The organism is Gluconobacter sp. DsW_058 (assembly GCF_002153615.1).
Taxonomy (GTDB): domain Bacteria; phylum Pseudomonadota; class Alphaproteobacteria; order Acetobacterales; family Acetobacteraceae; genus Gluconobacter; species Gluconobacter cerinus.
This window is the reverse complement of sequence record NZ_JOPH01000001.1, coordinates 38489-52884: the sequence shown is the minus strand read 5'-3', so window position 1 is coordinate 52884 and position 14396 is coordinate 38489. Positions and strand designations below refer to the sequence as shown.

Below are 14396 nucleotides of genomic sequence, written 5' to 3'. Positions count from 1 at the left end.
GGAAAAAAGGAATTGGGATCACTGCCCGTTTATCCCCCGACTGCCGGTGACGTCGAGCGATCTTCCTGTGTGGTAACACCAAGCTGCTTCAGCTTGCGATGCAGTGCACTGCGTTCCATGCAGACGAAATTGGCCGTACGACTGATATTGCCGCCAAACCGCATGAGCTGAACCTGTAGGTACTGCGTTTCAAACAGGTCTCTGGCCTCTCGAAGCGGCAGACTCATAACGTCTGCCCCGGAGTTCAGGCGCGTCATGGACGGCGCACCCTGGCTGATACTGGATGGCAGCATATCAGCCCGGATCGGGTCACTCCCCGAGCCCGGCATCATGATGAGCAGACGCTCCATCAGGTTGCGCAGTTCACGCACATTGCCGGGCCACTCATAAGCCTGCAACGCCGCAAGCGCATCCACGGAGAGTTCGCGGATCGGCAATCCCGAAGACTGTGCGCAACGCTCCAGAAAGTGCTTGGCCAATCCCGGAATATCTTCACGACGCTCCCGGAGTGAAGGGATGCGCAGAGGGACCACGGCCAACCGGTAATACAAATCTTCCCGGAAGCGATGCGCCATGATTTCGGACTGAAGATCACGGTTTGTCGTGGCAATAACCCGCACATCAACCTTGAGGCGCGTGTTACCTCCAATCCGCTCAAAAGTCTGGTCCTGCAAGGCACGAACGATCTTGCCCTGCGTCTCCAGCGGCATATCTGCCACCTCATCAAGCAGCAACGTTCCGCGATGAGCACGTTCCAGAACGCCACGGCGTGCGGGCTGGCCGTCCGTACCATCCAGACCAAACAGCTCTTCTTCAAAACGGTTCGGCGCAAGCGTGGCACAGTTCAGCGCAATGAACGGACCTTCCGCACGACGGGAACGCGCATGGATCATCCGCGCGGCCACTTCCTTGCCTGAACCGGCTGGGCCGGTAATCAGCACCCGGGAGTTGGTCGGAGCCACGCGTTCGATCTGGGCACGAACAGCCGAAACGGCAGCTCCTTCCCCCGATAGCGTCGTCTCAGGCCCGGCCCGCAGTCGCAGCTCCGCATTTTCGCGCTGCAAGCGGGCAGCTTCCAAGGCACGCTGAACCACCAGAAGCAGACGATCTGACTGGAACGGCTTCTCAATGAAGTCGTAGGCACCATGCTTGAGACTGGCGACAGCCGTCTCAATGGTGCCGTGACCCGAAATCATCAGCGTAGGCAGACCTGGCTCTTCAGCCTGCATGACCTTGAGCAGTTCAATCCCGTCCAGCTTGGAACCCTGCAACCAGATGTCCAAAATGGCCAGGGACGGCCTGTGTGCCCTGAAAAGCTCCAAAGCCTGATCGGAGTTCGCGGCCGTGCGGGTCGCATATCCTTCGTCGTTCAGGATACCTTCGATCAGGAACCGGATATCCGGCTCGTCATCGACGATCAGAATCTCATGTTCCATCTGTCACCCTCATGATCCGGTCTTCCTTCTCTCCTGCACCACCCAGCTCCGCCAGAGGCAAAGACAGTGTGACGAGTGTCCCGCGCCGTCCGGATGACGGATCGGGGTCCCGATCGGTGAGCTGAAGCATCCCGGCATGGTCCTCCATGATCTTTTTGACAATCGCAAGGCCAAGACCTGTGCCCTTCGCCTTGTGTGTCACATAAGGCTCGGTCAACCGGTGGCGTTCCCCAGTCGGCAGACCAATCCCGTCATCTTCTATCCCTAGCAGGACATGCCCGTCCCGAATGTGCAAGCCCACCACAATGTGTCCAATTGGCTGCATCAGGACGTCAGACGCGTTTTCCCGCAATTTTCCGCGGTCTGTCATGGTTATGGCATCTGCCGCATTCTGCAGAAGGTTTGTCAGTGCCTGCCCTATGAGTCGCCGATCGCACCGAACGATAGGCCCTGAGGGCGGCAGATCCCGTGTTTCGAACACAATGTCGGGATGAGCGTTTCTTTGCAGCACCAGCGCTTCCCGGCAGATCCGGGAAAAGTCCTCGTTCTGCATCACGGGTTGTGGCATCCGTGCAAAAGCAGAGAACTCATCCACCATCCGGCCGATATCTCCAACTTGCCGGACAATCGTGTCGACAAGCTGCGTATATGTGTCGGGGTCGCTCTGAATTTCTTTCAGGAAACGCCTTTTCAGCCGCTCTGCTGCAAGCTGGATTGGCGTCAGGGGGTTCTTGATTTCATGCGCCACGCGTCGGGCCACGTCGGCCCAGGCCGCTTTACGCTGCGCTGACTGAAGCGCCGTGATGTCATCGAAGGTTACGACATAGCCGGCAACATCCGTGCCACGGAGTTCGGCCACGATCCGCACTAGAAGTGTTCGTCCGGCACCCGCACCGCCACCGTCACCAGGTCCTCCCGGGCGCTGCGCACCATCCGTATCCACCTGGATTTCATCAGTATGGACGCGTTCCGGCGCCTGCCTTGCCTTGTCCAGCAGAGCTGAAAATTCCGGCACACTGACAGAGAGCCTCATGCCGATCGCAGGTTGCAAATCCCGCTGGAGCACGACGGAAGCAGCCCTATTCGGCAGTTCGATCACCTGTCCTCGGTCCAGACCAATGACACCCGCCGACACACCTGCCAGAACAGTTTCCGTAAATCGCCGACGCTCATTGATCTGATCGTAAGCCTGCATCAGTTCTGACCGCTGACTCTCAAGCTGGTCCGTCATACGATTGAAGGCCCGAGAGAGCCCCACAACCTCATCGTCCTTTTCGCGGCTCGTCTTTGCTGGCACCGGAACACGCACACCCAGATCACCTTGGGAAATGCGCGTTGCGGCAAGAATGAGAAGGCCTAGCGGGTTCGCAATACGGTTGGCCAGCGCAAGCCCCGTCAACATGCCAACAGCCAAAACCAGCAGCCCCATCAGGCCAAAGATCACCACGACAGTGACCTGCGTTTTGCCCCGATTGGCAATCATGTGCTGGTAATCCTGCACGAGCTCGTTGGTACGCCGCATATGCTCGAGGACATCAGGATCGACGGGTCGGGTAATGACCAGCATGAGCCCCGAATTTCCGCCCAGTGAGACAATGGCCCGCACCATGCGCTGATCAGGGCGGTTGAGAATGGCGACATCTCCCCCGCGTGCCATCTCCACCACAGACTTGGGCGGTAAAGGCGGCAGGGTATTCATGTCCGTCTTGCCAAGAAGGCCACCGACACCCAGAACTTTGTCCGTGAGCGGATCAAAGACCTCAGCATCGGTCAAACCGCGCTCGTAAACCTCATCGTCCAGCAATTCCTGCAAACGGGATGGATTGTGGAACAGGTCTGTCCCGTGCGTGAACAGTTCATCGTTCTGAATAAGGATCAGCGTATTTGCGAGGGCAAATGCTTCTGTACGGATATTGTCGTTATGCTCCCGCAGATACCCCGCTGCTACAGAGCGGGCCTCCGTCAGAGCATTACTGACACGATTGGAAAACCAGATCTCCACGCCGTAATGGAAGAATAGCGCTGCAACAGCTCCCACGACGATGGTCGGTGCAACAGCGACAATTCCAAACAGGGTAATGAGGCGCGCATGAAGCCTTGCACCGGCTAGCCCAAGCCGCCGTTCTGCCATCATGCGCCCGATCTGCACCACCCCTGCTGCCGTGATCAGCATGAGCATGATGAAGTCGAGCAGGAAGATGATGGCCTGCACCTGCGGACGATGCGCCAGTGACATGCCGCCCGCGAGAACGACAAAAGTCGCGAACGCCAAAATCAGTGCCATGACGGTTAGAAGAACCACCCCGTTGGCGCTTGTCAGTCGTCTCAGCACACGCCCCGGAGAAAAAGAACTCACTCGTCACTTCCCTTTGGAACCGTAATATCCAGTTCCCTGATTTTCTTGCGCAACGTGTTGCGGTTCATGCCAAGCATGGCAGCCGCGCGAAGCTGGTTCCCGCCTGTTCTCCGCAGGACCATGGTGATAAGCGGCCGCTCGACTTCACCCACCACACTGGCATGCAGATCACCCGCGTCGTTTTCCAGCCCGGTCTCGAAATACTCAGTTAACGGCCGCTCAAGCGCTCGCGCCAGCCCCCGTGGACGCTCATTTCCCGTCCCCGGCAGGCGGCACACCGCACTGATGCGCTCAGGCCCCAAGCGCTGCGACGGCTCAAATGCGGCCAACCAGCGATGCAGACCGCTTTGAAAATTACCCTGCCGCAGCAGAAGGGTCAGGTCGTGCCTGCTCGCAGCAATCACACGCAGATCCGTCTCCGGACGCTCGATCTCCGAAACAAACCGGACCTGTAACGCAGGGCACAGGCAGTCAATCTCATCGACAAGCAGAGTCCCGCCCTGCGCCTGCTCGAACCAGCCGCTTTCACGCCCTCCGAACAGAGCGTCTTCGCGTAGTGCACAGGGGGTAGCCGTTAGAGCAGCGACCACAAAAGGCTGCTGCGCCCGCGCACTATGCGTGTGCAGTCGACGCGCCACGTCCTGACGATCAAGCCGGGATGCCCCATACAGAAACATCGGACGGCATGCTTCATCCGCCAGCAAGGGCTCAGCCTGCATCACCATCCCTGACTAAACCTTTGCCGGTCAGGCTGCTTCACTGCATCCATCACGCGGCATGCTGCCGGCTGGTCCGTTCTCACGGTCCCTGACAACGCCCGCTTCGATGTTCCGGTCATAGAACTCTTCCAGCATGGAGATTGCTTCCGGCGCGTTATCCACACGATTAATGGCGGAACGGAATGTTGCAGAGCCGGGCAGACCGCCGGAGTACCAGGACACATGCTTGCGCGCCAGACGCAGACCGGGGCGCTCCCCGAAATGATCCAGCATCATCCTGTAATGACGCAGAGCAATGGATTTTTCCGTTGTCAGATCCGGGTCCGGAACGTCCTGCCCGGTTTTCAGGGACTGAGCCACCTGTGCCGTGAACCATGGACGGCCATAACAGCCTCGGCCGATCATCACGCCATCCGCGCCAGACTGATGAAGTGCCTCACGGGCATCACGGATCGTATTGATGTCGCCATTCACGATCACCGGCAGACCCACAGCATCCTTCACGGTCTTTACGAAGCGCCAATCTGCGGTTCCGTTATAGAACATCTGACGGGTGCGCCCATGAACCGTCACGAGCCGGATTCCGCTTTCTTCCGCAATTTTCGCAAGCCGTGGTGCATTGAGGGAGTCGTGATCCCAGCCCATGCGCATCTTGAGCGTCACGGGAACATTGACGGCCCGTGCCGTAGCCTCAAGAATCTTTCCGGCCTGCACTTCGTCCCGCATCAGAGCAGAACCCGCCATCTGGCCAATCGCGACCTTCTTCACAGGGCAACCGAAATTGATGTCAATGAGGTTTGCACCGCCATCAACCGCAATCTTCGCAGCCTGCGCCATCGCATCCGGATCACACCCGGCGAGCTGAACCGCATTCGGGCCATTCCCGGCCGAACGCGCCATGCGCATGGTGTTCTCGTTCTCCCGGATCATTGCCCAGGATGCGATCATTTCAGACACGACCAGCCCCGCGCCAAGGTCGCGCGCAAGCTGGCGGAACGGCAGATCCGTAACCCCTGAAAGCGGAGCAAGGATTACCGGATCTTCGATCACTACGCCCTGGCCAAGATCAATGGGCGCGAGAACGCGGTTCGGGGGAGCGGGAGAGGAGTAAGCTGTCATGACACTGTTAATTTACCGATGCACTCCCTCAAGCGCAAACGCTCCTTTGCCACGAAACCGTTAACGCCCCTGAAACGCTATCGCCTTGCATCCCTTCCATACTCTGCACAGCGACGCAGGAGGTTTTCATGCCCCACATCACCGCGAGCGACGGAACACGAATTCATTACGAGGAGCAAGGGCATGGACGCCCCCTCGTCCTGATCCATGGATGGACGTTTTCGGGGCGGTTTTTCCACCGCAACGTGGAAGCCCTGTCCGAGCATGCACGTGTCATCACCATGGATTTGCGCGGACACGGACGCTCGGACAAACCCAAACACGGTTACCGCATCGCAAGACTAGCCGCAGACCTGCGAGACCTGATTGGTGCATTGAACCTCAAGGATGCGACCGTTCTGGGCTGGTCCATCGGGTGCCCCGTGATCTGGTCCTATCTGGAACTGTTCGGACAGGATCGGCTCAGAAGCGCCATTTTCGTTCAACAGACGCCAAAACAGTATTATTCTCCGGACTGGAAGCTGGGCCACGCAACCTGCTACGATCAGGCCGGTCTGGCTTACCTTCAGCAGCAGGTTTTTCTGGATGCTGAAAACTTTGACCACGGCAATCTGGCAGACTGCCTGAGCCAGGACATTCCAGAAGACGAGAAAGCTTTCCTGCTTCGGGAAATGGGCGCCAGCCCGGACTATGCCCGCGCCGCCATGATGGCCGATCACACCACACAGGACTGGCGGGACGTTTTGCCGCACCTCACCCTGAGATCCCTTATGATGGTCGCGGAGAAGGACAAAATCCTGCCCGCAGGGGGCCCAGCTTGGGTAGCCGATCATATGCCGAACTGCGAAGCCGTTTTCTTCAAGGATAGCGCGCACATGGTCTTCATCGACGAAACCGAAAAATTCAACCGGACCGTTATCGAGTTCCTGAAAGGCTGATTCCGATGTCCCTGCCCTTTCTGTTCGGCATGAACGAATTTACTACCCAGCCCTGGTCCTTCGAAGAAGATGTCGCACGCTACAAAGCAGCAGGCGTCCAGGCCATCGAGATCTGCGAAGCGAAGCTGGACCCTGCACGCATCCATGAACAGATGACTCTTGCTACCAACAGCGGCATGACCATCAGCGCCATTCAGCCTTCTGTCCGTACCTTCTTCGACAGCAGGATGGCCCCTGAACCAGCCGACCCGGCCCAGCGCGCAGCACGCCTCAGGAAAAGCCTTGAGACTCTTGCGCCCTATGCGCCGGGCGCCGTTTTCGTCACCAACACAGGTGCTCCACCCAATGGGAACATGCATCGTGTCATGGATGAGACTGCACGTTACCTGCGGGACTTGTGCCCGCTGGCGGCTGATCTTGGCGTTTCCCTGTCGCTGGAACCGCTAAATCCCACATCCGTCAATGTTGAGAGCGCAATCTGGACGATAGAGCAGGCCCTGGAGATCATTGAGGGTGTTGGCCACCCAGCGATGGGCCTCTGTCTGGATTACTGGAACATCTGGCAGCAAGACGACGTCTGTGGTGCCATTCGGAAAGCTGGCAAGAAAATTAACGTTCTTCAAGTGAGCGACTGGCGGACGCCATATTCTGCCACGGATCGGCTCACTCCCGGCGATGGCATCATCCCCCTGCACGACATGCTTCACGCCACCTGGGAGGCGGGCTTTCGTGGAGCCTGCACCGTCGAAATTTTCTCGTCAGAGGTTCCGGACAGTCTCTATGACGGAGATCTCGAAGCTCTTATCAGTCAGTCACGCAGGGGACTGGAGAATGCCTGGAACAAGGCCTGACATCAGCCAGTCGGACCAATTTCCAGCCGATGCCGGGTCATGCCGGCATCCGTGATCACAAAACGACCGTCTTCGCGCAGACGAACGAACCCCATGCGCTCCAGGCGCTCAAGGCAGGGCTGATCACGCAGACCTGTCGGCCGCCCTGCATCGCCGCAAAGCAGAAGTCGGTGCAGGGTCGAGCGGCAACATGTTTCTAGATAGGGTTCTTCCCACATTGTTTCGCGTCTATCGCGTCCCCATGCTCCCGCCAACCCCTCTCCCCTCACGTTCTGCCCCACCACGTGCACGCTGCTCAGGTTTGCGATAAGGGAAAGACTCATGATTGATCTTGGAAAACTGGCCACGCCCCTCCTGCATCGCTTCGATCCGGAGACGGCGCACGAGCTTGCCATAAACTCCATGGCCCTTGGGCTGGGAGGGTCTGCTCCGAAAGACGTACCGGCACTTGCCACCCGCGCTTTCGGACTCCGCTTTCCGAACCCAATTGGTCTGGCTGCGGGTTTCGACAAAAATGCGCGCGCCGTTCGCCCCTTGGCCAAACTCGGATTCGGCCATGTGGAAGCGGGCACCGTCACACCACGACCGCAATCCGGAAATCCCCAACCGCGCCTGTTCCGCCTGCCGGAAGACGGCGCGATCATCAATCGCATGGGGTTCAACGGCTGCGGAATTGACCGGTTCTGCCGCAATCTCGCACGCCTGCATCGCCCGATGCCTAATGGCCGCACACGCGGTGCGACAGTGCCGCTGGGCGCGAACATCGGCATTAACAAAATCGGCGCAGAGCCTCTGCGGGATTATCCGGAACTCGTCTCGCGTGTCAGTCCCTATGTGGACTACGTGACGATGAACCTGTCCTCACCCAACACGCCCGGCCTGCGGGACCTTCAGTCCGCCCAGATGCTGACGGACCTGCTGAGCGCCATCAACACGCGCAACCCGGATCGTCTGCCTCTGCTGGTCAAGCTGGCCCCGGACATGGACGACAGCTCCTACGAGCCCATTCTTGAGGCTGCCATTGCGGGCGGGGCACAAGGACTAATCCTGACCAACACGACAATTGCCCGCCCAACAAATTTAACGAGCCCCTTGGCAGCCGAAACCGGTGGGTTGTCTGGTAGACCTCTGGCGTCCCGGTCGCGCGAAGTTCTCAAGGTTGTCTCAAACCTGAACAAGGGCCGCATCGCGCTCATTTCCTGCGGTGGTATCGAAACAGGAGAAGACGTGCTGGACCGTATCCGCATGGGGGCAGACATGGTCCAGATCTACACATCTTTCGTGCTCCAGGGGCCCGCTCTTCTCAGTCGCCTTAAAACGGAACTTCTGGATGCCATGCGTCGGGAGGGGTTCGAAACCATTGCCGACGCACACGGGACCGCTCTTTCCGTCTGAAGCCTGCGTCTCGTTTCAAAATAAAGCCATCAATACCAGCGCCTTTGCCCAGTCCGGCAGAGGCGCTTTCTTTTGCTCACCCGCCGAAAGAGACACCGATCGTCGCCTCTGCAAGGCTTTCCTGAACCTTGTGGCTCTTCAGATCGTTAAAACCCAACATCAAAACCAGGAGTGAAAGCCCCACATGCAAGAGCCCCACCTCACAGGGCCGGAAACCCGCCGGCGAACCCGCTTTACGTGCAGAAGCGCTTTCCTTGCCCTGACGCTCTTGTGTGGCGTACCGATCACAGGCCATGCCGCCCCCGCTGCGGCCCCGCAGGCAGCAGCACCAACAACAACCCAGAAAGCCGTTGTGGACAAGAACGGCGGTCTGGGCTGGACGGCCGTGTCGGATACGATCAACCGCCAGCTTGAAGACAGTTCAGCAACGCTGAAACAGATCCTCAATGTTCTTAACCGGACAGACGCCAATCTTGGCAGTACCGAGTTGGACAATCTGTCTGCGCGTGCTCAGCGTGTTCAGCAGAATACGCAGGACGCACTGACGCAGATCCAGAATTACGACGACATCACGGACTCCTATCTTCAAATTCTTGGGCCCAAGGCCGCAGAAAACGAAGACCCGTCTGTCACGGAACAGCGCGCGCGACTGCAGCAGAACTCCCAGGGTGTGAAGTCCGCCCTGATGCGGTCCAAGCTTTACAATCTTCAGGCCAAGCAGCTCAATTCCGCCATCGCCACGCGTCGGACACGTCTGCAAAATGCTGCTCTGTCTGAACGGACAGTCTCTCCGCTGGCGCCCAAATTCTGGCATGCCCTCCTGACAGAACGCCCGGAAAACAAGTCGTCGCTCCATGAAGACGGCGTGCTGTCAGCATGGATGATGCTCCTGATCGGCACGGCGGGAACATTGTTCCTGATCGGGATTGCGTCTCCTGTCATTCTGCGTCTGTTAAAGCGTGCGGGGGCGAAATTCCGCTCATCCGCAGAAACCGGCGTGAAGGATGCACTCGCAAGCAGCATCATCGCCATCACGCTTAATGGTATTCTGTGTGCCCTTCTGGGAGGAATTACCTGGCTGATCTGGAGCGCCGCCGTACTCGACGCCGATGGTGGCCCCATCGCCGCCGTTCTGGGCGAGAGCCTTCCAATCTGTGGCTTTATCATCGGGGCCGGACTTCCGGTTTTTGGACGAAAAGGTGTTCTGGAGGGCAACCCCAACGAACGCCGTGCCCTCCGTGGTGTGGACTGGATGCTGGCACTCAGCATTCTTGTCCTGAACCTTCTTCGCTCTTTCCGCGCTCAGGATGTCTTCGGCCCCACGCTTCAGACCGTCCTGGAAATGGCGTTCTCTCTGGCGATCGGCATCTGTGCAATCGACACCTTCCGCCGGTTGGGCAAGCAGGACGATACACGCCAGTTCGCACCCACCGCGCTGGGACTGTCTTCCCTGATTTTTGGCATCTCGCTCATTGCCGTGCTGCTGGGATATGTCTCCTTTGCATTCTCCCTGAACGGCTGGCTCCTGTCATTGGGAACAGGCCTGGCCGTCGTTGTGCTTCTGGGACTGTGCTGGCGTAGCATTCTGGATCATCTTTTTGATCCAGAGGGCCGCTTTAGTGCACGTCTACACCCGCTCGGCCTGTCTTCGCGTCGCCTCACGCAGATCGGTGTTCTGCTTTCCGGCATCGGGAACATCCTGCTGCTGCTGCTGCTTTTCTCGATCGCTCAAACCGACGGAAGCTTCAGCATGGGCGATATCGGCAGCCGCCTGCGCCTGCTGTTCGTCGGCAATACCATCCATGGCGTAAAGATCTCGCTGGATACGGTCGTTCTCTGCGTCGTGCTGGTAAGCGTCGCTTACTACATCATTCGCCAGACAAAACACTGGATCAGAGATCGTTTCCTGCCCACCACGCAGCTTGATATCGGTGCCCGGACATCCATCCTGAGCATTTTCACTTACTGCTCGTGGATCCTGGTTGGCCTTGGCATTCTGTCCATTGCTGGACTGTCTGTTCAGAACCTCACCTGGGTGGTGAGTGCGCTGTCGGTGGGTATCGGTTTCGGTCTTCAGTCCATTGTACAGAACTTCGTCTCCGGCATGATCCTGATGGCAGAACGACCAGTCCGGGTCGGGGATATGGTGGAAATTGCGGGCGCAAAGGGTGACGTCAAGCGCATCAGCATCCGGGCTACGGACATTGGCCTTGGCGACGGTTCAACGCTGATTGTTCCGAACTCGCAGTTCATCACGTCCAGCGTCAAGAACTGTACCCTGTCCGGCTCAACAAGCGCTCTGACACTGAACTTCAAGGTGCCAACCACGACCGATCTGGAAAAAGCCAAATCCCTGCTCATTGAGGTGGCTGCCCAGCGCTCTGAAATTCTGTCCAATCCTGCTCCTGTGGTGCGGATCAGTGCGCTCGCAAGCTTTAGCCTCACCATGAGTCTGACCGTCCGGATCCTGTCTGCCCGAGATGCATCCGCCATACAGGATGCAATCCTTTTCGATGTTTTCCGCCGCTTCAATGCGGAAAATGTCACGCTCACAACTGCCTGATATTTCCGAGTGCCCCGTGGAAAACCTCGCTTTTCCACGGAGCGTCTTTTAAGGTGATGAGTGTCTGAACCGCAGGGACACAGACCATGCCGCCATCACATATTTCCGAACAGAACAGCTCTGGGCAGCTTTTCCATCTGCCCATTCGGGCACGTATGCTCGCCGTCAACGAAGCTGCTACTTATCTGGGATTGTCACTGCGCCGTTTGAGACTGCTTTCCATGCTCGGAACAGGCCCAGAGCGCGGTCATATGCCGAATGGGAAGCCCGCGTATCGACGGGAAGACCTCGAGAACTATCTCGTTCACCTCTACGGCAAAGCTGATATTTCCAGCACTGAGATGGCTCGCCGCAGAGCAGAATACGCCAATCAGCGTAATTCCAGCCTTGAGCGCTTGCAGACATATCCAAAAGCTACTCTTCCCCCACCGGACCCCTTCATGATGATGGCCACGAATGGGGAAGTATGCCAGCATATGGTGTTCTTCATCCTGAAGGTCATGGCCATTTTTGGCTTTATCCTTCTGTGTATTTCACCCACACCACTCCTGCGTACCCACTTCAACTGAGTCGAAATTAGCCCCGTATGAAAGTTGCCGTTGTTGCCATCGTCCGCGATGAGGTCTCTGATATCCTCTGGTGGCTCGGCTGGTATGTCAGTCTTGGCGTGGATACCATCATCGTCTTTGATGACGGCTCAAAAGACGGCACGGATCGCATTGTTGCCGATGCGGCCTGTGTGCACGATATCCGCCTTTATCGCATCGAGAGTGCTGGCGGATCTCATACGGAAAGACACCGGAAAATCCATGCAGAAGCTCTTGAACATCTTAGAGACGAATTCGACTGGGTCGGCTTTCTGAATGTTGGCGAATACGCGTTGCTCCCAACCCACAACACTCTCCATCAATTCCTAGATGAGATGGGTGGCGATGTTGGCGCAATCGAAGTCAATTGGCGCGATTACGGTTACTCAGGCCATGTTACGAAGCCCCACGTGGCCGCCTTCCACACTGGCCCACACCATAAAGCTGAAAGCAGCATAAACGGTCCCGCTAAGTCTTTTGTCCGCCCCAGGTGCTGGAGCGGACAATGGTCCAATGTGGATTATTTTGATGTTGCACCATATCGTTACGTTGATGCCTTAACTCAGGATACAGTGTCCTCAGATACGTCAGACATTACGAAAGATCGTTCACAGAGCGACAATAACGTTCGACCTGATTCACATGGCATCGTGGAAGCCAATCGCGGTGACATATACGGTTCGAGCACCCGAGATAAAACTAACGCGATGCAAGATTGGGTACGCCGCGTCATACAACAAGGATATGCGCGTGTTCTTGATGCTCTGCCCAGTTCAGACCAACTGACACCTCTTCCGCCGTCGGTACCGACACTGCATGTATTTTCAGTCTGGTCCCATGACGGAAATTGTATCTGCGTCAGAGACACGAAACTGGAAGTGGCGGACAAATCGCCAATAATCCGTCCGCTTCTTGCAATCAGGATCGGCGAAGCTACTTCCAGAGTTTTTCTCACTACTATCGGAACAGATGGCAACCCGGCATCAATCAACCCTGATGGTAATCCACATCTGCTCGATTTTTTATCTTACGATACGGTTTCCACAGCCGAGCACCGGTCTGTGGCGTTACGCCAGACAGGCAACAATTTTTTCCTGAGCGTAAATTCTGAGAGTCTAGACGAGAGCGTTCCGTCAGGCAGTCAGACTTTCAAAGACGCCGAGATCTTTCAGTTGCGGCCGTTTGAAAACACAGCTGCATCAGACGATATTCTGAACGGACCGACGCTGAGCTTCGCACGCGCCGCATTGTCTCAGCCTGTCTCTCTCGCAACCATCAGCGCCCTGGCCAAGAAAGATTTGCGCCTGACCGTTTCCGTCCTCCCCCTCCTGATGGACTTTTTAGAGGATGCAGAGCGCGAGATGCTGGAAGCCAAACTTCCAGCGTGACAGCAAATTTTAGTCCGGGAAACCTGACAGCACGACTTTCCCAATTCCTTTGCCACTCTCTAGAATTTCATGCGCAAGGCGTAGATTTTCCAGCGTGATAGGGCCCAGGGTCTGATGCAGAGTTGTCCGGAGCAGACCAGCATCCACCAGCGATGCAATCTGCCCGAGAATACGCCCTTGCACAGCCATGTCCGGCGTATTGAACGCTGGGCGCGCAAACATGTATTCCCAATGGACTGACAGTGATTTCCGCTTGAAGGGCATAATATCAAATTCGCCCGGATCATCGATCATCGCCAGCGCACCCTGCGGGGCCAGCGCGCGAACAATCGCATCTTTGTGCTGCCCGGTTGCCGTCAAACCGGCCACATATTGCACATGCGGAAGACCAATACGGGCGAGCTCCTGATCGAGCGGTCGACGGTGATCGATGACATGATGTGCGCCCATGGATTTGCACCATTCCACGGTCTCAGGCCGGGATGCAGTTGCAATGACCTTCAGGCCAGTCAGGCGACGCGCGATCTGCGTGAGAATGGACCCGACGCCTCCCGCCCCGCCGACAATCAAAAGCGCATCCGGGCTTTCCATTTGCCCGGCCGTGAGACCCAGACGGTCAAATAGCAGCTCCCAGGCCGTTAAAGCAGTCAGAGGCAGAGCCGCAGCTTCAACATCCGTCAGGCTTTGCGGGGCACATGCAACAAGGCGCTCATCCACTGCCTGAAAGCGGGCATTACTGCCCTGCCTCAGATTACTGCCAGCGTAGAAGACACGATCACCCGCACGAAACCCGCGAACCTGACCACCCGTTGCCACAACCCGACCCACGGCATCGTAACCCAGAACGCGCGCCTCTCCTTCTGGAGGAGCGACAGATCGGAGCTTTGTATCAACCGGGTTCACGGAAACAGCCGAAACCTCGACAACAACATCCCGCGGGCCCGGCTCGGGGGTCGGGATATTCAATTCCACGAGCGCATCTGTTTCTTCGATGCGGGTCGCACGGGTGTGTCCGAAGGCTTTCATCACGGGCTCCGCAGGGTA

The 14396-nt window shown here is 57.5% G+C and carries 12 protein-coding genes; 6 read left to right on the top strand and 6 right to left on the bottom strand.

Annotated elements, in window-relative coordinates; genetic code table 11:
* Nucleotides 1-29: 29 nt before the first annotated feature.
* The 4 genes from HK24_RS00225 to dusB form a co-directional block, all read right to left on the bottom strand.
* A complete protein-coding gene (locus tag HK24_RS00225; RefSeq protein WP_046901107.1) occupies nt 30-1436 on the bottom strand; it encodes a sigma-54 dependent transcriptional regulator in 1407 nt (468 codons plus the stop codon).
* A complete protein-coding gene (locus HK24_RS00220) occupies nt 1426-3720 on the bottom strand; it encodes a PAS domain-containing sensor histidine kinase (protein WP_233125927.1) in 2295 nt (764 codons plus the stop codon). Before HK24_RS00220 ends, HK24_RS00225 begins: the two co-directional genes overlap by 11 nt.
* A 68-nt stretch (nt 3721-3788) precedes the next feature.
* Entirely contained in the window at nt 3789-4517 is a 729-nt protein-coding gene (locus HK24_RS00215) for a helix-turn-helix domain-containing protein (protein WP_086632846.1), read from the bottom strand.
* A 21-nt stretch (nt 4518-4538) separates the two neighbouring features.
* A complete protein-coding gene (gene dusB / locus HK24_RS00210) occupies nt 4539-5630 on the bottom strand; it encodes a tRNA dihydrouridine synthase DusB (protein ID WP_086632845.1) in 1092 nt (363 codons plus the stop codon).
* A gap of 128 nt (nt 5631-5758) precedes the next feature.
* On the opposite strand from dusB, the gene HK24_RS00205 reads away from it, so the two are divergent.
* Both HK24_RS00205 and HK24_RS00200 read left to right on the top strand, forming a co-directional pair.
* The gene (locus tag HK24_RS00205; RefSeq protein WP_086632844.1) at nt 5759-6568 is read left to right on the top strand and encodes an alpha/beta fold hydrolase; all 810 of its coding nucleotides are present in this window, start codon (nt 5759-5761) and stop codon (nt 6566-6568) included.
* 5 nt (nt 6569-6573) lie between these two features.
* On the top strand, nt 6574-7419 hold the full coding sequence (locus HK24_RS00200; RefSeq protein WP_086632843.1) for a sugar phosphate isomerase/epimerase: 846 nt from the start codon (nt 6574-6576) through the stop codon (nt 7417-7419).
* Between the two features lie 2 nt (nt 7420-7421).
* Here the strand turns inward: HK24_RS00200 and HK24_RS00195 are convergent, their stop codons facing one another.
* On the bottom strand, nt 7422-7637 hold the full coding sequence (locus HK24_RS00195; protein ID WP_064275151.1) for a hypothetical protein: 216 nt from the start codon (nt 7635-7637) through the stop codon (nt 7422-7424).
* 103 nt (nt 7638-7740) lie between these two features.
* On the opposite strand from HK24_RS00195, the gene HK24_RS00190 reads away from it, so the two are divergent.
* The 4 genes from HK24_RS00190 (at nt 7741) to HK24_RS00175 (ending at nt 13352) form a co-directional block, all read left to right on the top strand.
* Complete coding sequence (locus HK24_RS00190) at nt 7741-8814, top strand: quinone-dependent dihydroorotate dehydrogenase (RefSeq protein ID WP_086632842.1); 1074 nt, start codon at nt 7741-7743, stop codon at nt 8812-8814.
* Nucleotides 8815-8998: 184 nt separating this feature from the next.
* Entirely contained in the window at nt 8999-11377 is a 2379-nt protein-coding gene (locus tag HK24_RS00185; RefSeq protein ID WP_086632841.1) for a DUF3772 domain-containing protein, read from the top strand.
* 86 nt (nt 11378-11463) lie between these two features.
* Nucleotides 11464-11946: a hypothetical protein gene (locus HK24_RS00180; RefSeq protein WP_086632840.1), complete on the top strand. Its 483-nt coding sequence runs from the start codon at nt 11464-11466 to the stop codon at nt 11944-11946.
* A 17-nt stretch (nt 11947-11963) separates the two neighbouring features.
* Nucleotides 11964-13352 (top strand): glycosyltransferase family 2 protein, encoded by a 1389-nt coding sequence (locus HK24_RS00175; RefSeq protein WP_086632839.1) that lies wholly within the window; start codon nt 11964-11966, stop codon nt 13350-13352.
* Nucleotides 13353-13361: 9 nt separating this feature from the next.
* On the opposite strand, the gene HK24_RS00170 is transcribed toward HK24_RS00175, so the two are convergent.
* The gene (locus HK24_RS00170) at nt 13362-14378 is read right to left on the bottom strand and encodes a zinc-binding alcohol dehydrogenase family protein (RefSeq protein ID WP_086632838.1); all 1017 of its coding nucleotides are present in this window, start codon (nt 14376-14378) and stop codon (nt 13362-13364) included.
* Nucleotides 14379-14396: the final 18 nt, after the last annotated feature.